The organism is Bradyrhizobium sp. 44 (assembly GCF_023073095.1).
GTDB lineage: Bacteria > Pseudomonadota > Alphaproteobacteria > Rhizobiales > Xanthobacteraceae > Bradyrhizobium.
Genome location: NZ_JADPIY010000016.1, coordinates 435,620 through 453,424, shown reverse-complemented (window position 1 = coordinate 453,424; position 17,805 = coordinate 435,620). Strand labels below are relative to the sequence as shown.

Below are 17,805 nucleotides of genomic sequence, written 5' to 3'. Positions count from 1 at the left end.
TAGGCCTGCGCTACCGGCATAGCCTAGCCCGATTTTGGGCCTTAGACATGCAATTTTGCATGTCTTCGGCAATCGCCGCTTAGATGGTGACCTGGGTTCCGACTTCAACCACCCGCCCGGTGGGAATCTGGAAATAGTCGGTGGCGTCGTTGGCGGACCGGCTCAGCGCTATGAACAAATGGTCCTGCCAAAGCGGCATGCCGGATTGCGCCGACGCCTTCAGCGAGCGCCGCGACACGAAGAACGAGGTCGACATGATGTCGAACTGCCAGCCCTGCTTGCGCGCGATCGCGAGCGCCTTGGGCACGTTGGGCTGCTCCATGTAACCGAAGCGCAGGCGGACCTTGAAGAACTTGTCGCTGATCTTCTCCATCCGGAAACGCTCCGACAGATCGACCCGCGGCGTATGCGCGGTCTCGATGGTCAGGACCACGTTGTGCTCGTGCAGCACCTTGTTGTGCTTGAGATTGTGCAGCAGCGCGGTCGGCACGAAGGAGGGATCGCTGGTCAGGAACACCGCGGTGCCCTTGACGATGTGCGGCGGCCGCTTCTCCAGGCTCCGGATCAGATCGTCCAGCGGCACCTCGATGCGGCGCGTTTTCTGGATCAGGATCCCGGACCCTCGTCGCCAGGTCCAGATTGTCCCGGCCATGATCACGCCGAACAGCAGCGGCACCCAGGCGCCTTCGAGCAGCTTCAGGAGGTTCGCGCTGAAGAAGCTGATGTCGACCACGACGAAGGGCAGGATCACCGCTGCGGCCGTGGCCGCGCGCCAGTTCCACAATTTCCAGATCACGATGAAGCCCATGATGCCGTCAGCAACCATGGTGGTGGAGACCGCAATACCGTAGGCCGAAGCCAGATTGCTGGGGGTGTGGAACAACAGCACCAGCAGCATCACACCGATCAGGAGCAGCCGGTTTACACGCGGCAGATAGATCTGGCCGGCATGAGTTTCCGAGGTGAAGCGCACCTCGAAGCGCGGCAGGAGGCCGAGCTGCACTGCCTGATAGACCAGCGAATAGGCCCCTGTGATCACCGCCTGGCTCGCGATCACGGTCGCCGCGGTCGCAAGTCCGACCAGCGGCAGCACGAAATGCTCGGGCACCATGCGATAGAAGGAGTGTTCGATCGCGCTGGGATCCGACAGCACCAGTGCGCCCTGCCCGAAATAGTTGATCAGGAGCGCAGGCAGCACGAAGAACATCCAGGCTGACTGGATCGGCTTGCGGCCGAAATGGCCGAGGTCTGCGTAAAGCGCCTCGCCGCCGGTCACCGCGAGGAACACCGCGCCCAGTGTCACCAAGCCGATCGTGCCGTGCGACAGCAGGAATTCCAGCGCGTAATAGGGATTGATTGCTGCCAGCACCGACGGATCGTCGGCGATGTGAACGGCGCCCAACACGGCAAGGACGGTGAACCAGACGACCATCACCGGGCCGAAAGCCGAGGCGACCAGCGCCGTCCCCTTGCTCTGGACCGCGAACAGCAGCGCCAGGATGAGAACGGTCAGGGGAACGACATAGTGCTCGAAGGCGGGTGTTGCGAGCTTCAGACCCTCGACCGCCGACAGCACCGAGATCGCCGGCGTGATCATGGAATCGCCGATGAACATGGAGGCGCCGACCACGCCAAGCGCCGTCAGGAACCAGCTCCGCCGCCCGAGCGCGCGCTGACCGAGCGCCATGAGGGAAAGCGTGCCGCCCTCCCCGTTGTTGTCGGCGCGCAGCAGCAGCAGAACGTATTTGGCGGTGACGACGATCAGCAGCGCCCAGAGGATCAACGAGAGCACGCCGAGCACCATGACCCGCGAGACCGGCTGACCGTGGGCCGCGCCCCTGACCGCCTCGTGGAATGCGTAGAGCGGCGAGGTGCCGATGTCGCCGAAGACGACGCCGATGCTCCCGAGCGTCAGGCCCCAGAAACCCGAGCTGACCGGTCCGTCCGGAGCTTCGGTCGATGTGATGCTCGCCGTCATATGAAACTGGAACGCTTTTGCCCGAGAATTGATCCGGCGCCTTTTGACGGTTCCGGCGCCCCTGTCAATCGGCACATCACCATAGCAGGCGCCGGGGCAGATGCTGTGACGGCGCAGCAACGGTCGTCGCCCACGCGACGACATGCCTCAGGTAAGACGGTGGCACAAGAGCCCTGAGCCTTTCCGTCCCCGATCGAAGGGGAATTGGCTCTACATCCTTGTTTTGTCGCGCTTTCTTCGCGGGAAACAGGGCCCGCTTCGCTCGAATGCGCCCTACGGCTTCAGATTCGGTGGCAGCGGCGGATCTTCGCGCATCAGGGTGATGGTCACCCGCCGGTTGGCCGCGAGCGAAGGATCGTCCGGAAACAGAGGCTGGGTATCCGCCTTGCCGGCGACGGCGAAGACATGGGCGGCCGGCAGGCCCTCGCGTTCGAGGATCTGACGCACGGCATTGGCGCGGTCGGCCGACAGGTCGAAGGCGCCGTAGTCGCTGCGGGTCGGCACGAATCCAGCCGCGGTGTGGCCGGCGATGGAGACGCGCAGCGGCGTCGCCTTGAGCGGGACAGCGAGCTTCTCGATCAGGCGACGGGTGCGGTCATAGGGCACCTTGGAGCCGTCGGCGAACATCGAGCGGCCGTCCTGGTCCACGATCTCGAGGTTGAGGCCCTGCTTGGTCTCCTCGAACATGATGTGCTTGGACATCTCGGTCAGTTCCGGCATGTCCTGCAATGCCTGGCGTAGTGAGGCCGCCGCCAGCGCAAAATTGCGGTCGACCTTGATCTTGGCCCCCGACGTGCGGTCACGATCCTCCTGGTCCGGCGTCGGCGTGTTGGAGGAGTCCTCGGGCTGAATGTGATCGACGTTCTTCAGCCGAGGGCGGGTCGGCAGGCCGTCGGACTCGACGATACCGGAATAGCGCGCTTCGGTCTGGACACCGAAGGCGTCGCGCATGGAGCCTGCGACGACCTTGAGCTTGTTGGCATCCTGCGTCGAGAACGCGACGAGCATCACGAAGAAGCTCATCATCAGGCCCATCAGGTCGGCGAAGGTCACGAACCAGCCGTGACCGCCTCCGTGTGAATCGCCGCGCTTCTTCTTGGCCATGTCTCAAATCCCGACGCGCGGCCTCAGGCCGGCACCGGCTCGCCTTCGGCGTGGCGGTGCTTCTCGGGCAGGTAGGCCAGCAGCATTTCGCGGACCAGCGTCGGGCTCTTGGAGTCGCGGATCATCAGGATGCCGTCGATGATCAACGTGCGGTTGGTCTCTTCGTCCAGGAGCTTGCCATGCAGCTTGTCGGCGATCGGGGTACAGAACAGGTTGGCGACCAGCGCGCCGTAGAGAGTCGCGAGCAACGCGGTGGCCATGAACGGGCCGAGCTTTGAAGGGTCGGTCATGTTGGCGAACATCTGCACCATGCCGATCAGCGTGCCGACCATGCCGAAGGCCGGGGCGCAGTCGCCGATGGCGCGGTAGATCTTGCTGCCTTCGTCCAGATGCATCAAAAAATTATCGCGGTCGCGCTCGAGATTGTCGCGAATGAAATCAAGGTCATAGCCGTCGGCGACGTAGCGGATGCCCTTGGCGAGGAACGGCTCGTCGGTCTCGACTTTTTCCAGCCCCACCGGGCCCTGCTTGCGGGCGATCTCGGCGATACGGGCGAGCTCGTCGACCAGATCGTGCGCCGACAGACGGCTCATCGTGAAGGCAAACTTGGCGCCGAGCGGCAGGCCGTGGATCAGCGTCGAGAGCGGAAAGCGGATCATGGTCGCAGCCGTCGAGCCGCCGAAGATGATGATCATCGCATGCTCGGAAACGAACATGTGGAGATCGCCGCCCAGCAGCATCATCGTCGCGATGACGACAATACCCGCCACGAGCCCGATGCTCGTCATGATATCCATGGGAGACTCCAACGCGAACGCAACAACGGCCGTCCTGGCCGATGGCGCGGCCCAACCCCGAACCGCATCGGAAACCCTAGTGAGCCGCGATTAAAGACGCGTAAAGGTTAAGTTGAGCCGTCGCGCCTGGCGGCCGCAGCGCGCTGAAAGGCGCCGACTTTTGCCGAGTGCCGACAAGGATTTCAACATTTCGCTAACCATAGGGCGTTGCGCGCACCCCATCACCCAAGGCCGTGCGCGCGCGATCCCTTCGGCTGCGGGCCTGCGCCACATCGGGGCGACCCGATCAATTGGTATTCTGGAGCGGGCCGGCTCCTCAGGGCGGAAGGCATCGCAATGGTGACGCTGTTCAGTCTTCTCACCGCGCTTCCCGCAGTGCTGGCGCTCCACATGCTCGAACCCGGGCTCGTGCTGCCGGCCTTCAGCGTGCTGCTCTTTGTCGAGGCGGCCCTGGCCGTGATCGCAGCACGCCTGATCCACATGCCGGACAATGCGGAAGATATCACCCTGTGGGATTTTGCCGGCGGCTTCACCTTGATCGGATGCGCTGCCGCGGTGCTCGGCGAGCCGGATCAGGCCGCCTTGTTCCTCACGGAACAGGGCAGCCTGCGAGCGGCTTCGCAACAGTAGATCATTGCGGTCCCGCCGTTAGTGGATCTCCGCTGAGCGCTTCAGCGCGGCCTTGAGCTTTTCCAGCGAGAAGTCGGGGCTGCGGGCGATCTCGAGGATCGGCGTCTCGCGACGGCCGCAGAGCTCGGCAGCCTCGGGCAGCTTTGCGGCGATATCGTGCGGGATCACGATGGCGCCGTGCTGGTCGGCATGGATCAAATCATCCGACTTGACGGTCATGCCGGCGACGCGCACTTCGCCGCCAAAGCTCTCGGCGTGCACCCAGGCATGCGACGGGCCGATCGAGCCGGCCAGTGCCTGGAAGCCCGGCGCCCATTGCGGAATGTCGCGGATCGAACCGTCGGTGATGACGCCGAGGCAGCCGAGCGCCTTGTGCACGTTGCTCTGCACCTCGCCCCAGAACGCGCCGTAGCCGACGTCGGGACCGTCGATGTCCTGGATCACCGAGATGCGCGGACCGTGGCCAGTCCCGACATATTCGTAATAGTCGATGCGGCGCTTGGACTGCTCTTCCGGCGGTAGCGAATTTTTCAGCACCGAGCGGATCGCGACCGTGCGGGCATAGCCGACGATCGGGGGCAGATCGGGAAATGGGCAGACCAGTGGCTTGGTGGTGTAGCCGATTAGCCGGCGCTCGGGCGCCACGATCTCCATGGCATTGCAGATCGTCGGCGTGTCATAGCGGCCCAGCGCTTCGAGGACGGAAGCGGGCAGCGGCCCGGTCGCAGTATTCGTCACGGCGTTCTCTCCCAGATTGGCGGCCGCTGTTGGCGCGGTGCCGCCGGCACCGGGCGATATAGCCGAGATCGGGCCTCAACCCAACTCAGGGCGCCTCATGGCAGATATCCAAGTCTCGCTGTTCAGCGCCTTGCTGCTTGGCGCTTGCCCGTTCAGTGCAGCCGGTCGGGCCGGTCGTCTTCGCGCGGCGGCTCCGACAGGTTTGCCAGCGTCGGCGCCGACGGCGGCGAAGAGACCTCACCTCCAGCCGGCGCGGTGGCTTCCATCGCGCGCGCCTGGTCGCGATAGGATTTGTAGCCGAGCGGCAACGCGAGGAGATACAGCACCGTTCCGATGGACAGCACGTGCCAGGGATAGGCGATCAGGATCGCGATGAACACGACCACCGCGACGAACGCCGGCAGCACCAGTTCGGGCGGCACGCGCATGCGCTTGGTCTTGCCGGAGAACACCGGCAGGCGCGACACCATCAGGAAGGCGATCAGCAGCGTATACGCAGCCGTCACCGCCGCAGGCAGCCGGCCGAGATCGAGGAAAGCGACATAGATCGGCAGCAGCACCGTGATCGCGCCGGCCGGCGCCGGCACGCCGGTGAAGAAATTCGCGGCAAAGGCCGGCTTGTTGGGATCGTCCATGGTGGCATTGAAGCGCGCCAGGCGGAGGCCACCGGAGATCGCGAACACCATGGCGGCGATCCAGCCGGCATTGCCGAGCTCGTGCAGCTGCCAGAAATACAGCATCAGGCCGGGCGCCACGCCGAAATTGACGAAGTCGGCGAGGCTGTCGAGCTCGGCGCCGAACTTGGACTGCCCCTTGATCATGCGCGCGATGCGGCCGTCGATGCCGTCGAGTGCCGCCGCGAACACGATGGCGTAGACCGCGAGCGACATCCGCCCCTCGATCGAGAGCCGGATCGAGGTCAGGCCGGCGCAGATCGCCAGCAGCGTGATGACGTTGGGCACCAGCATGCGCACCGGGATCGGGCGGAACCGCCGGCGGCGCACATCAGGATCTTTGAAGTCATAGGGTGTCATGGCTCGTCCTCACCTTGGGGCGAGATATAGCAAGCCGCGTTCCCCTCCGCCATTGCGGCGGAAGGCCCCTCAGGACCGACTTATTGGTTAATTGGCACGGTAGGCGCGACTCGGGTCGTCTCCGGCGAGATCGGCCAGAATCGTCTCGCCGGCGATCGCGGTCTGGCCTTCCGAGACCAGCGCCTTGGTGCCCAGCGGCAGATAGACGTCGAGCCGCGATCCGAAGCGGATCAGGCCGAAACGCTCTCCGGCGCCGATCGCCTGCCCCTCCTTGACGAAGCAGACGATGCGCTTGGCGACCAGACCCGCGATCTGGATCACGCCGATCCGCGCCGTCGGCGTCGTGATCACCAGCGAGTTGCGCTCATTGTCCTCGCTCGCCTTGTCCAGCTCGGCATTGACGAACAGGCCGGGACGGTAGGCGATACGGTCCACCCGGCCCGCGATCGGGCTGCGGTTCACATGGCAGTTGAATACACTCATGAACACTGAGACGCGCGGCAGCGGCCGATCGCCGAGCCCGAGCTCGGCCGGTGGCAGCGCCATAGTGATCATGGAGACGCGGCCGTCGGCGGGCGACACCACGAGCCCCTCGCGCACTGGGGTCACGCGCACTGGGTCGCGGAAGAACAGCGCGCACCACACGGTCAGGATGGTGCCGATCCACCCCAAAGGCGACCACAGCCAGAACAGGAGGAGGCTTGCCAGCGCAAAGCCGCCGATGAAGGGATATCCCTCCTTGTGGATCGGCGGGATCTGACGCTGGATCGAATCGAGAATGGACATCGCTATCTGCCGCTCAGGGTTGATGGCGCAGGTCGTCCCGCGCGGTGGTGTTGTTTAGGCCAGAGTTGGGACCGGAGACAAGGTCACTCCGCCGCCGCAGGCGTCGTCAGGACATCGGCAACCGGCGGTGGCTCCCGGTTGGGCGCCTCGTCAGGGTCGGCCATCCTGGCCAGTTTCTCGCGCGCCGCCTCGGCCTCGCGCTGCCTGTTCCACATGCTGGCGTAAAGTCCCCCCTCCGCGAGCAGTTTTGCGTGGGTGCCACGCTCGGCAATGCGGCCCTGGTCCAGCACGATGATCTCGTCGGCGCCGACGATAGTCGAGAGTCGATGGGCGATCACCAGCGAAGTGCGGTTCTTCGCCACGCGCTCGAGCGCGCCCTGGATTTCGTGCTCGGTGTGGGTGTCAAGTGCGGAGGTCGCCTCGTCCAGCACCAGGATCGGCGGCGCCTTCAACACGGTGCGCGCGATCGCGACGCGCTGTTTTTCGCCGCCGGACAGTTTCAGGCCGCGCTCGCCGACCTGGGTCTCGTAGCCTTTCGGCGCCATGCGGATGAAATGATCGATCTGCGCCAGCTGCGCTGCCTGCTCGACCTCGGTATCGCTGGCGTCCCAGCGACCGTAGCGGATGTTGTAGCGGATGGTGTCGTTGAACAGCACGGTGTCCTGCGGCACCATGCCGATGGACGCGCGCAAGCTCGCCTGCGTGACCTCGCGAATGTCATGGCCATCGATCAGGATGCGGCCGCCGGAGATGTCGTAGAGGCGGAACAGCAGCCGCGAGATGGTCGATTTGCCGGCGCCGGACGGGCCGACGATCGCCACCGTCTTGCCGGCCGGCACCTCGAAGCTGATGCCCTTTAGGATCGGGCGCGCAGGGTCATAGGCGAAGCGCACGTCCTCGAAACGCACATTGCCCGCTGAGACTACCAGCGGCTTTGCGTCCGGCGCGTCCTTGATCTCGGCCTCGCGCCCCAGCACGTTGAACATCTTCTCGATGTCGATGATCGCCTGCTTGATCTCGCGATAGACCATGCCCATGAAATTCAAGGGCTGGTAGAGCTGGATCATCATGGCGTTGACCAGCACGAAATCGCCGACCGTGTTGGTGCCGTTGCGGACGCCGATCGCGCACATCAGCATGGTCGCGGTCAGCCCCAGCGTGAAGATCACGGCCTGCCCGGTGTTGAGGACTGCAAGCGAAGTATAAGCCTGCACGCTCGACGCCTCGTAACGCGCGACCGATCGGTCGTAGCGCTGCGCCTCACGGGTCTCGGCGCTGAAATATTTGACGGTCTCGTAGTTGAGCAGCGAGTCGATCGCCTTGGTGTTCGCCTCGGTATCGGCATCATTCATCTTACGGCGGATACCAATCCGCCACTCGGTCGCGATGTAGGTGTAGTACATGTAGACGGCGACAGTGACGAGGGTCGCGAGCACGTAGCGCCAATCGAACTGCCACAGCAGCACGGCCATCAGCAGCGAGACCTCGACGATGGTCGGGATCAACTGCAGGATCACCATGCGCACGATGACCTCGATGCCCTCGCGGCCGCGCTCGAGCACGCGCGTCAGGCCGCCGGTCTTGCGCTCCAGGTGGAAGCGCAGCGACAACTCATGCATGTGGATGAAGGTGATGGTGGCAAGCTTGCGCACCGCGTGCATGGCGACGCGCGCGAAAATGCCGTCGCGCCATTGCGTCAGCACCGCCATCACGATGCGCATCACGCCGTAGCTGGCGGTCAGCAGCAGCGGCGAGGCAATCACCCAGAGGTGCCAATTGTCGGCCTGAACCGGCGCCGTGTTGGCGCCGGTCAGCGCGTCGGTCGCCCATTTGAAGCTGAAAGGAACCGTCAGCGTGATCAGCTTGGCCGCGAGCAGCAGCACCATGGACCAGACCACGCGCATCTTCAGGTCGAAACGGTCGCCCGGCCAGATATAGGGCCACAGATGCGCCAGCGTGCCCATCAGCGTGGCCCGCTCCAGCGGCCCTCCGGCGGGATCAGGAACGTTGGGGCCGGCGGGCGATTGAGCTTGGTCCATCAAGAAGCCTGAAAAGCCCGTCGGATGCGGGCTGCGTTGCCATTAAGGATTTTCGTTTGTCATATAGAGCCTTACCGATGCCCATGCACCCCGCCAGATGGCGAATCTTCGATTGTTCGCCGTCGTTTACCGGTAGATCTCCGGAAGTCCCGAATCACCGATTGGGCTTGACGCCTCTCCGCTGCAATGCATCATGGCACCAATGAGCACGATCAAAACCGTCTGTGTCTATTGCGGCTCCGGCCCAGGAACCAATCCCCGTTTCACCGAAGGCGCCAAGGCGTTCGGCAAGGCGCTCGCCGAGAACAACATCCGCCTCGTTTACGGCGGCGGCTCGCTCGGCCTGATGGGCTCGGTCGCGACCTCCGTGCTCGATCACGGCGGCACCGTCACCGGCATCATCCCCGACTTCCTGCGGATGCGCGAAAACGCGCTGACGCGCGTGCAGGAGATGATCGTCACCCCCGACATGCACGAGCGCAAGCGCTTGATGTTCGAACGCTCAGACGCCTTCGTGGCGCTGCCGGGCGGCGTCGGCACGCTGGAAGAGCTGGTCGAGCAATTGACCTGGAAGCAGCTCGGACGTCATGCCAAGCCGGTGCTGCTGGCCAACATCGATAATTTCTGGGAGCCGCTGTTCTCGCTGCTGTCGCACATGCGCCAGACCGAGTTCATCCGCGCCGGGCTTTCGGTCGACATCCTCAAGGCCGATCGGATCGAAGAGATTTTGCCGAAGCTGAAATCGGCTGCGGCGCAGATCGAAGACGCGGAAAAGCAGCTCGCCCCGGAAATGGCGCGCAAGCTTTAGTCCGCAGGAAACGTCACCACCTCGATCCGGTTGCCATCGGGGTCGACGACAAAGGCTGCGTAATAGCGCACGCGATCGTGCGGGCGGATACCGGGCGCGCCGTCGGACGCGCCGCCGGCGGACAGCGCTGCGGCGTGAAATGCATCGACCTCGGCGGTCGTCCTGGCCCGCAGGCAGATATGCACGCCGCTCTCCGACGTGACGTGCGGCATGCCCTCGCGCAGATTGATCCAGAATTCGGGATAGGCCTTGCCGAAGCCGATCGTCCGCGGTCGCGTGACGACGCGCGCGAGTCCGAGGGCCCTGAGCGCCGCTTCGTAAAATGTCGCCGAGCGCTGCAGGTCGCTGACGCCGACGGAGATGTGGTCGATCATGGGTCGCGCTCCCCTCTCTCCTCGTCATTGCGTTCTTGGCGCCATGTCCCCTATGCCGGCGCGCCCGACTTCACCAGCTTGTAGATCACCGAATCCATCAGCGCCTGGAATGAGGCGTCGATGATGTTGGGGGACACCCCGACCGTGGTCCAGCTGTCGCCGTTCTCGTCCTCGCTCTCGATCAGGACGCGTGTGACCGCGCCGGTGCCGCCGTTGAGGATACGCACGCGATAGTCGATCAGCGTCAGGCCTTCGATATATTTCTGGTACTTGCCGAGATCCTTGCGCAGCGCGACGTCGAGCGCGTTGACGGGACCGTTGCCTTCGGCCGCCGAGATCAGATGCTCGCCGGCGACGTCGACCTTGACCACCGCCAGCGCCACGGTGACGCGCTCGCCGTGCGAATTGTAGCGCTGCTCGACATTGACGTCGAACTGCTCGACCTCGAAATAATGCGGCACCTTGCCGAGCGTGCGCCGCGCCAGCAGCTCGAACGAGGCGTTGGCGGATTCATAGGCGTAGCCCTGCGCCTCGCGCTCCTTCAACTCCTCGACCAGCCGCGACAGCTTCGGATCGCTCTTCTCATAGGCGATACCGGCGCGGTCGAGCTCGGCGATGACATTGGAGCGGCCGGCCTGATCGGACACCAGCACCTTGCGATGATTGCCGACCAGCTCCGGCAAGACATGCTCGTAGGTCTGCGGGTCCTTCAGCACGGCGGAGGCATGGATGCCGGTCTTGGTGACGAAGGCGCTCTCGCCGACATAGGCCGCATGCCGGTTCGGCACGCGATTGAGCATGTCGTCGAGCGTGCGCGACACCTTGACCAGGGTTGCGAGCTTTTCCGCCGTGACGCCGATCTCGAAGGCGTCGGCAAACTCGGCCTTCAGCTTCAAGGTCGGGATCAGCGAGCAGAGATTGGCGTTGCCGCAGCGCTCGCCGAGGCCGTTCAGCGTGCCCTGGATCTGGCGCGCGCCGGCGCGCACCGCCGCGAGCGAATTCGCCACCGCCTGTTCGGTGTCGTTATGGGCGTGGATGCCGAGATGATCGCCGGGGATGTGCTTCGCCACCTCGGCAACGATCGCCTCGACCTCGTTGGGCATGGTGCCGCCGTTGGTGTCGCACAGCACCACCCAGCGCGTGCCGGCTTCATAAGCAGCTTTCGCGCAGGCGAGCGCGAAACCGGAATCCTCCTTGTAACCGTCGAAGAAATGCTCGCAGTCGAGCATCACCTCGCGGCCGGCGGCCTTCGCCGCCGCGACGCTGTCGCGGATCGAGGCGAGATTCTCCTCCTTCGTCGTCTCCAGCGCAACGCGCACCTGGTAGGCCGACGCTTTCGCCACGAAGCAGATCACGTCGGCCTTGGCCTCCAGCAGCCCGGCCACACCGGGATCGTTGGAGACCGAGCGCCCCGCCCGCCGCGTCATGCCGAAGGCGGTGAAGCGCGCATGCGAAAACTTCGGCTTGGTGCCGAAGAACTCGGTGTCGGTCGGATTGGCGCCGGGATAGCCGCCCTCGACATAGTCGATGCCGAGTTCATCGAGCATCTGGGCGATGATTTGCTTGTCGGCCAGCGTGAAATCGACGCCGTTGGTCTGCGCGCCGTCGCGCAGCGTGGTGTCGAACAGATAAAGGCGCTCCTTGCTCATTGCAGCGCTCCCGTCGCAGGGCCGCTGCCGAGCGTCTTCTGCATGGTGGTGTTGGCCAGCCACTCGTCATTGACGGTGATGCTGTTGCGCTGCATGGCGACATAGCCGCGCTTGGCAAAAAAGCCCTGCGCGTTGTCGCTGGCGTCGACCGTCAGCTTGTCGGCACCGCGGCCGCCCGCAAGCTTTTCCAAGGCATCGACGAGCATCGTCGCCAGGCCCTGCCCGGCCACGGCTGGATGCACATAGAGCATGCGGACATGATCCTTGCCGCGCAGCGAGGCAAAGCCCACCGGTGATCCCTCCAGCGTAGCGATCAGCGTCAGGTCGGAGGCGAGCCGCTTGCCGAATTCTTCGTCCTCGGCCGCCGCCATCCAGGCCTGCTGCTGCGCTTCGCTATAGTCGTCGCCGGTCAGCTCTTCGATGCTGGCGGTGAAGATCGCGGCAAGAACCGGCACGTCCTCCGGCAGGAAAGGCCGCAAACCAGGCTTTGGGAGTGCTTGTGCCATCGTCTTCACCACATCCCATAGAGTTTCAGCGCCAGCGCCACGGCAGCGCCGAGCAGCAGGATTTTCAGCGCGATGTAATAGAACCAGTGCCGCGGAAACGGTGTGTCGGGCCGCTTCATCGTGCGACCTCCCACGTCGTGCCTTCCTTGGAGTCCTTGATCGCAACGCCCATCGCGGCAAGCAGATCGCGGATACGATCGGACTCCGCAAAGTCCTTACGCCCACGCGCCGCCGTCCGCTCCGAGAGCAGGCGCTCGACTTCGTTGGCATCGACGCCGCTCGCCTGCTGCTTGCGCCCTTCCCACTGCGCGGCACTCTCAGAGAGAAAGCCGAGCAGCCGCAACGAACCCGCGAGGGCACCAACGTCGCTGCCGCGCAGGCCATGCAGCGCCGCGATCGCCAGCGGCGTGTTGAGGTCGTCGAGCAGCGGCTCGACCACTGAGGGGGCCGGCTTGCCGGGCGCGACGTCAGCCGCAACCCGATACCAGTCGTCGAGCGTCCTGGCGCTCTCGTCCAGCGACTTCATCGTCCAGTCGATCGGCGAGCGGTAATGCGTCTTGAGCATATTCAGGCGCAGCACTTCGCCCGGCCAGTCCGCGAGCAGCTCGTGAATCGTGACGAAGTTGCCGAGCGACTTCGACATCTTCTCGCTCTCGACCTGCAGGAAGCCGTTGTGCATCCAGTAGTTCGCCATGCGCTCCCGGTGGAAGGCGCAGCAGGTCTGCGCGACCTCATTCTCGTGATGCGGAAACACGAGATCGATGCCGCCGCCATGGATGTCGAAGTGCTCGCCGAGATGCTTCCAGGCCATGGCCGAGCACTCGACATGCCAGCCGGGGCGCCCCTGCGCGGCGATACCGGCCGGTGACGGCCATGACGGCTCGCCGGGCTTGGACGGCTTCCACAGCACGAAGTCGGTGTTGCCCTTCTTGTAGGGCGCGACATCGACGCGGGCGCCGGCAACCATCTCGTCCAGCGAACGATTGGACAGGGCGCCATAGCGCGGCAGCCCGGAATCGGCCGCGTTCATCGCCTGCGGTGAGAACAGCACATGATCCTCGGCAGCATAGGCAAAACCGCCGGCGACCAGCCGTTCGATGATCTCGCGCATCTCGCCGATATGCTCGGTCGCACGCGGCTCGACGCTCGGCCGCAGCGCACCGAGCGCGTCAACGTCGGCGTGAAACTGCTTGCCGGTCTGCTCGGTGACTTTCCGGATCGCCTCGTTCAGCGGCAGGCCGGGGAAATCACGCGCGGCGCGGTCGTTGATCTTGTCGTCGACGTCGGTGATGTTGCGGACATATTTGACGTGGGCCGCGCCATAGAGATGGCGCAGCAGCCGGAACAGCACGTCGAACACGATCACCGGCCGGGCGTTGCCGATATGGGCGAAGTCATAGACGGTCGGTCCGCAGACATACATGCGGACGTCCTTGGCATCGAGCGGCACGAAGGTGCGCTTTTCCCGGCTCAGCGTATCGTAAAGGCGCAATTCCATAAGGATACCCGTCGGCTGTTGGCCGGGCGTCCAGTGCTCTCAATGGTTTTGAGAAAAGACGGCTCCAGCCAGCGAATCGCTAGCTCGTAATCTCGCGGCAAATGGCGCAAATGACGAGGAGACCGTTCATGACGGAACATATGGGCTATGAGGCGGCCCCGCGTCAAGAGAGCCGCGAAAATGCCGCTTTATCTCCGCAATGCGCAGCCGCCGCGCATAGATGGTTCATATCCTTAACCATTTGAGCCCATTCTGGAACTGGCAGTTCTTATTTTTTGCCCCCGGTGTTTTCATGCGATCATTGCTCGCGCTCATTTCCTGCGCCTCCATCCTCGTCGTTTCCAGTGCTCTCGCCGAGACCCGCGTCTTCATCATCCCCAACCAGGCGGATGGCTACGGCGTCGATCAGTGCCTGGCCAAAAGCGACAAATGCGGCGCGCAGGTCGCCCGCACCTACTGCCAGTCACGCGATTTTGCCCAGGCTTCGGCTTATCGCCGGGTCGATCCCGACGAAATTACCGGCTCTGTCCCCAAATCCGGCGCAAACTGCTCTCATGGCCACTGCGATGAATATGTCGCAATCACCTGCCAGCGCTGAATTCGCTCGGAACTGGCGTACCTTAGGTCCAATCCCTGGCCTCTGAAACGACGTGACGATGCCGCAGGAAGCGGCTATGGGAGGGCGCGCTTCGGCCCCCACATCACGCGTGGCCGTGACCTCGCTAGAATGGCGGATATGCCTGAATTTTTGTCTCTCTCCCGTGCTCGCTCGATTCTTGCCTGCGCCGTGCTCTTGAGCATGGTCGCGCTCGCCAATAACGCGTTCGCACAGGCCGGCCCGCCGGGACCGCCGCCTCAGCCCGGCCAGAACGGGCTCGGACCCAACCCGATGTGCGTGCGCCTGGAAGGCCAGCTCGCCGGGCTCGATCGCGGCGGCGGCGGTGATCCCGCACGCGAAGACCAGATCCGCCGCTATCAGGAGTCCCAGACCAAGCAGCAGGCCGAGCTCGACCGCGTCACCATGCAGGCCAAGCGCATGGGCTGCGATTCCTCCGGCTTCTTCTCGCTGTTCAGCGGCCAGTCGGCGCAATGCGGTCCGGTCAACACCCAGATCCAGCAGATGCGCGCCAATCTGGACCAGATCACCGGCAATCTCGAACGCCTGCGCGGCGGCGCCGGCGGCTTCAGCCCCGAGCGTGACAACCAGCGCCGCTCGGTGCTGGCAGCGCTGGCGCAGAACAATTGCGGCCCGCAATATGCCAACGCCGCGCAGTCGCAAGGCGGCGGCAACTTCCTGAGCAATCTGTTCGGCGGCAACAACCCCAACAATCCGCAAGGCGTGCCGCCGTCCGATCTCGGCCCGCAATCAGGCACCTATCGCACCGTGTGCGTGCGCACCTGCGACGGCGCCTACTTCCCGGTCTCGTTTGCGACCGTGCCGGCGCGCTTCCCCGACGACGAGAAGACCTGCAAGGCGCTGTGCCCGGCCGCCGAAGCCGTGCTCTACACCCATCGCAATCCCGGCGAGGACATGAACTCCGCGGTCTCCACCAGCGGCCAGCCCTACACAGCGCTGCCGACCGCGTTCAAATTCCGTAGCGAGTTCAACCCGTCCTGCTCCTGCAAGGCCGCTGGCCAGACCTGGGCGGACGCGCTCAAATCGGCAGACGACAAGGCATCGGCCGAGCAGCAGGGTGACATCATCGTCACCGAGGAGAGCGCCAAGAAAATGCAGCAGCGGCAGCTCAACAAGGGCACGCCTTCTGCCAATGGCAAAAAGGGTGCGACGCCGAACACAGCGACTGCACCTGTCGCGACTCCGCCTGCCGATACCGGCGCCGCGACGACCTCGTCCGAGAACAAGCCCATCCGATCGGTCGGGCCGAGCTTCCTGCCGCAACAGCAGAAGTAGGCGGCACAACTGTCATGCCCCGCGAAGGCGGGGCATCCAGTACTCCGTGTCATCACTTGGGTTTCGACAACGTCCGCCGCGGCGTACTGGATCATCCGCCTTCGCGGATGATGACAGCGTCGTACGTGACGAACCGTCCATCCCACGACCTTCGGCCAGCCTCACCCCTCGAATGCGTCGATCGAGGCTTTGCTCCCACGCGACACCAGCGTCTCGTCCGGGGCGGCGAGCTGCTCGCCTTTATCGCGAAAGCGGTTGGTGATGGGATAGCGGCGGTCGCGGCCGAAATTCCTGGCCGTCACCTTGACGCCGGGCGCGGCCTGGCGGCGCTTGTATTCGGCGACGTTAAGGAGATGGTCGATGCGGGTCACCGTCTCGCGGTCGAAGCCGGCGGCGATGATCGTGTCGAGCGGCTCCTCGCGCTCGATCAGACGCTCCAGGATGGCATCGAGCACGTCGTAGGCCGGCAATGAATCCTGGTCGGTCTGGTTCTCGCGCAGCTCCGCGGTCGGCGGACGCGTGGTGATGTCGGGCGGGATCACCTCGCCTTCCGGCCCCAGCGCCCCCTCGGGCTTCCACGAATTGCGCAAGCTTGCCAGCCGAAACACCTGCGTCTTGTAGATATCCTTGATCGGATTGAAGCCGCCGTTCATGTCGCCATAGAGCGTGGCGTAGCCGACCGACATCTCCGACTTGTTGCCTGTCGTCACCACCATCAGGCCGGTCTTGTTGGAGATCGCCATCAGCAGCGTGCCGCGAGTCCGGGCCTGGAGATTTTCCTCGGTGACATCGGGCGGCAGATTCTTGAAGACGCCGGACAGGATGGTCTCGAACCCGTTCACCGCTTCCGCGATCGGCAGCACCTCGTAGCGGATGCCGAGATGGCCGGCGAGCTCGCCGGCGTCAGCAATCGAGCTTGCCGCAGTGTAGCGATAAGGCAGCATCACGCCATGCACCTGATCCGCACCCAGCGCGTCGACCGCGATCGCGGCGCACAGCGCGGAGTCGATGCCGCCGGAAATCCCGAGCAGCACACCAGGAAAGCCATTCTTGGCGACGTAGTCGCGCAGACCCAGCACGCAGGCCGCGTAGTCGGCGTGGTCGCCCTCGGCCTGCGCGGCGATCGGACCGGTGCAGCGCCAATCGTCGCCGCTTCGTGTGAACCGCAGTGTGGTGACGCTCTCCGCGAACGCCGGCAATTGCGCTGCGAGCGAAAGGTCGCCGTTGAGCGCGAAGGAGGCGCCGTCGAACACCAGTTCGTCCTGCCCGCAAACCTGGTTGAGATAGACCAGCGGCAGGCCGCACTCGGTGACGCGCGCGACCGCGACCGACAAACGCACGTCGGCCTTGTTGCGGGCATAAGGAGATCCGTTCGGCACAAGGATGATCTCGGCGCCGGTCTCGGCCAGCGTCTCGACCACGTTCTCGTAATCCTCGGACTCCTCCAGCCAGATGTCCTCGCAGATCGGCACACCGACGCGCACGCCGCGCACGGTGACGGGGCCGGCCGCGGGGCCACGCGAAAACAGCCGCTTCTCGTCGAACACGCCGTAGTTCGGCAGATTGCATTTGAAGCGCAAGCCAGCGATACGACCGCCATCGAGCAGCGCGCAGGCATTGTAGAGCCTGCCCTCCTCGACCCAGGGCGTGCCGATCAGCATGGCCGGCCCGCCATCGGCGGTCTCGCGCGCCAGCGCTTCGATCGCAGCGCGGCAGGCCGCCTGAAAGGAAGCCTTCTGCACCAGATCTTCCGGCGGGTAACCGGCGATGAACAATTCCGGAAACAGCACGAGATCGGCGCCGTCGGCGGCCGCCTGCACGCGCGCCGCGCGCGCTTTCGCGGCATTGCCCTCGATGTCGCCCATGGTCGGATTGAGCTGGGCGAGCGTGACCGCGAATGCGTTGAGACGTTCGGTCATGGCGCTCCGATCAGAGCATGATCCGGAAAAGTG

Annotated in this window: 16 protein-coding genes; 4 read left to right on the top strand and 12 right to left on the bottom strand. The window is 64.6% G+C overall.

What is annotated here, in order from left to right; genetic code table 11:
* Window positions 1-79: 79 nt before the first annotated feature.
* The 3 genes from IVB41_RS18605 to IVB41_RS18595 form a co-directional block, all read right to left on the bottom strand.
* Window positions 80-1,978, bottom strand: a complete 1,899-nt coding sequence (locus tag IVB41_RS18605; protein WP_247433704.1) for a potassium transporter Kup — start codon at window positions 1,976-1,978, stop codon at window positions 80-82.
* Window positions 1,979-2,251: 273 nt separating this feature from the next.
* On the bottom strand, window positions 2,252-3,082 hold the full coding sequence (locus IVB41_RS18600) for a flagellar motor protein MotB (RefSeq protein WP_007592497.1): 831 nt from the start codon (window positions 3,080-3,082) through the stop codon (window positions 2,252-2,254).
* A gap of 23 nt (window positions 3,083-3,105) precedes the next feature.
* Entirely contained in the window at window positions 3,106-3,879 is a 774-nt protein-coding gene (locus IVB41_RS18595) for a motility protein A (protein ID WP_018459340.1), read from the bottom strand.
* Window positions 3,880-4,215: 336 nt separating this feature from the next.
* Here IVB41_RS18595 and IVB41_RS18590 point away from each other — a divergent pair, with 336 nt between their 5' ends.
* Complete coding sequence (locus IVB41_RS18590) at window positions 4,216-4,509, top strand: hypothetical protein (protein ID WP_247433701.1); 294 nt, start codon at window positions 4,216-4,218, stop codon at window positions 4,507-4,509.
* An 18-nt stretch (window positions 4,510-4,527) separates the two neighbouring features.
* Here the strand turns inward: IVB41_RS18590 and IVB41_RS18585 are convergent, their stop codons facing one another.
* The 4 genes from IVB41_RS18585 to IVB41_RS18570 all read right to left on the bottom strand — a co-directional run bounded on the left by IVB41_RS18585 (window position 4,528) and on the right by IVB41_RS18570 (window position 9,106).
* Window positions 4,528-5,247: an RraA family protein gene (locus tag IVB41_RS18585; RefSeq protein WP_027569441.1), complete on the bottom strand. Its 720-nt coding sequence runs from the start codon at window positions 5,245-5,247 to the stop codon at window positions 4,528-4,530.
* A gap of 152 nt (window positions 5,248-5,399) precedes the next feature.
* A complete protein-coding gene (locus IVB41_RS18580) occupies window positions 5,400-6,281 on the bottom strand; it encodes a phosphatidylcholine/phosphatidylserine synthase (RefSeq protein ID WP_018459344.1) in 882 nt (293 codons plus the stop codon).
* 87 nt (window positions 6,282-6,368) lie between these two features.
* Window positions 6,369-7,073, bottom strand: a complete 705-nt coding sequence (locus tag IVB41_RS18575) for a phosphatidylserine decarboxylase (RefSeq protein WP_346770858.1) — start codon at window positions 7,071-7,073, stop codon at window positions 6,369-6,371.
* A 77-nt stretch (window positions 7,074-7,150) separates the two neighbouring features.
* A complete protein-coding gene (locus tag IVB41_RS18570) occupies window positions 7,151-9,106 on the bottom strand; it encodes an ABC transporter ATP-binding protein/permease (protein ID WP_247433695.1) in 1,956 nt (651 codons plus the stop codon).
* 202 nt (window positions 9,107-9,308) lie between these two features.
* On the opposite strand from IVB41_RS18570, the gene IVB41_RS18565 reads away from it, so the two are divergent.
* A complete protein-coding gene (locus tag IVB41_RS18565; RefSeq protein ID WP_018459347.1) occupies window positions 9,309-9,914 on the top strand; it encodes a TIGR00730 family Rossman fold protein in 606 nt (201 codons plus the stop codon).
* On the opposite strand, the gene IVB41_RS18560 is transcribed toward IVB41_RS18565, so the two are convergent.
* From IVB41_RS18560 to cysS, 4 genes are all read right to left on the bottom strand, one after another.
* Window positions 9,911-10,288: a VOC family protein gene (locus tag IVB41_RS18560; protein ID WP_247433692.1), complete on the bottom strand. Its 378-nt coding sequence runs from the start codon at window positions 10,286-10,288 to the stop codon at window positions 9,911-9,913. The genes IVB41_RS18565 and IVB41_RS18560 overlap by 4 nt on opposite strands.
* A gap of 50 nt (window positions 10,289-10,338) precedes the next feature.
* A complete protein-coding gene (gene cimA / locus IVB41_RS18555; RefSeq protein ID WP_247433689.1) occupies window positions 10,339-11,937 on the bottom strand; it encodes a citramalate synthase in 1,599 nt (532 codons plus the stop codon).
* On the bottom strand, window positions 11,934-12,443 hold the full coding sequence (locus IVB41_RS18550; protein ID WP_247408114.1) for a GNAT family N-acetyltransferase: 510 nt from the start codon (window positions 12,441-12,443) through the stop codon (window positions 11,934-11,936). The genes cimA and IVB41_RS18550 overlap by 4 nt, the downstream gene beginning before the upstream one ends.
* Window positions 12,444-12,558: 115 nt before the next feature.
* Entirely contained in the window at window positions 12,559-13,941 is a 1,383-nt protein-coding gene (gene cysS / locus IVB41_RS18545) for a cysteine--tRNA ligase (RefSeq protein ID WP_247433685.1), read from the bottom strand.
* 292 nt (window positions 13,942-14,233) lie between these two features.
* Between cysS and IVB41_RS18540 the strand changes: the two genes are divergently transcribed.
* Together IVB41_RS18540 and IVB41_RS18535 are read left to right on the top strand one after the other, a co-directional pair.
* The gene (locus IVB41_RS18540) at window positions 14,234-14,539 is read left to right on the top strand and encodes a hypothetical protein (RefSeq protein ID WP_007592521.1); all 306 of its coding nucleotides are present in this window, start codon (window positions 14,234-14,236) and stop codon (window positions 14,537-14,539) included.
* A gap of 129 nt (window positions 14,540-14,668) precedes the next feature.
* The gene (locus tag IVB41_RS18535; protein WP_247433682.1) at window positions 14,669-15,853 is read left to right on the top strand and encodes a DUF2865 domain-containing protein; all 1,185 of its coding nucleotides are present in this window, start codon (window positions 14,669-14,671) and stop codon (window positions 15,851-15,853) included.
* 161 nt (window positions 15,854-16,014) lie between these two features.
* Here the strand turns inward: IVB41_RS18535 and IVB41_RS18530 are convergent, their stop codons facing one another.
* Window positions 16,015-17,772: an NAD+ synthase gene (locus IVB41_RS18530; protein ID WP_247433679.1), complete on the bottom strand. Its 1,758-nt coding sequence runs from the start codon at window positions 17,770-17,772 to the stop codon at window positions 16,015-16,017.
* Between the last annotated feature and the right edge of the window lie 33 nt (window positions 17,773-17,805).

What these genes read in the sequence shown, in the direction of transcription:
- IVB41_RS18535 (WP_247433682.1), top strand. Translation starts at nt 14,669, where the DNA reads ATGGCGGATATGCCTGAATTTTTGTCTCTCTCCCGTGCTCGCTCGATT.
- IVB41_RS18590 (WP_247433701.1), top strand. Translation starts at nt 4,216, where the DNA reads ATGGTGACGCTGTTCAGTCTTCTCACCGCGCTTCCCGCAGTGCTGGCG.
- IVB41_RS18580 (WP_018459344.1), bottom strand. Translation starts at nt 6,281, where the DNA reads ATGACACCCTATGACTTCAAAGATCCTGATGTGCGCCGCCGGCGGTTC.
- cysS (WP_247433685.1), bottom strand. Translation starts at nt 13,941, where the DNA reads ATGGAATTGCGCCTTTACGATACGCTGAGCCGGGAAAAGCGCACCTTC.
- IVB41_RS18540 (WP_007592521.1), top strand. Translation starts at nt 14,234, where the DNA reads ATGCGATCATTGCTCGCGCTCATTTCCTGCGCCTCCATCCTCGTCGTT.
- IVB41_RS18595 (WP_018459340.1), bottom strand. Translation starts at nt 3,879, where the DNA reads ATGGATATCATGACGAGCATCGGGCTCGTGGCGGGTATTGTCGTCATC.
- IVB41_RS18600 (WP_007592497.1), bottom strand. Translation starts at nt 3,082, where the DNA reads ATGGCCAAGAAGAAGCGCGGCGATTCACACGGAGGCGGTCACGGCTGG.
- cimA (WP_247433689.1), bottom strand. Translation starts at nt 11,937, where the DNA reads ATGAGCAAGGAGCGCCTTTATCTGTTCGACACCACGCTGCGCGACGGC.
- IVB41_RS18570 (WP_247433695.1), bottom strand. Translation starts at nt 9,106, where the DNA reads ATGGACCAAGCTCAATCGCCCGCCGGCCCCAACGTTCCTGATCCCGCC.
- IVB41_RS18530 (WP_247433679.1), bottom strand. Translation starts at nt 17,772, where the DNA reads ATGACCGAACGTCTCAACGCATTCGCGGTCACGCTCGCCCAGCTCAAT.
- IVB41_RS18550 (WP_247408114.1), bottom strand. Translation starts at nt 12,443, where the DNA reads ATGGCACAAGCACTCCCAAAGCCTGGTTTGCGGCCTTTCCTGCCGGAG.
- IVB41_RS18565 (WP_018459347.1), top strand. Translation starts at nt 9,309, where the DNA reads ATGAGCACGATCAAAACCGTCTGTGTCTATTGCGGCTCCGGCCCAGGA.
- IVB41_RS18605 (WP_247433704.1), bottom strand. Translation starts at nt 1,978, where the DNA reads ATGACGGCGAGCATCACATCGACCGAAGCTCCGGACGGACCGGTCAGC.
- IVB41_RS18560 (WP_247433692.1), bottom strand. Translation starts at nt 10,288, where the DNA reads ATGATCGACCACATCTCCGTCGGCGTCAGCGACCTGCAGCGCTCGGCG.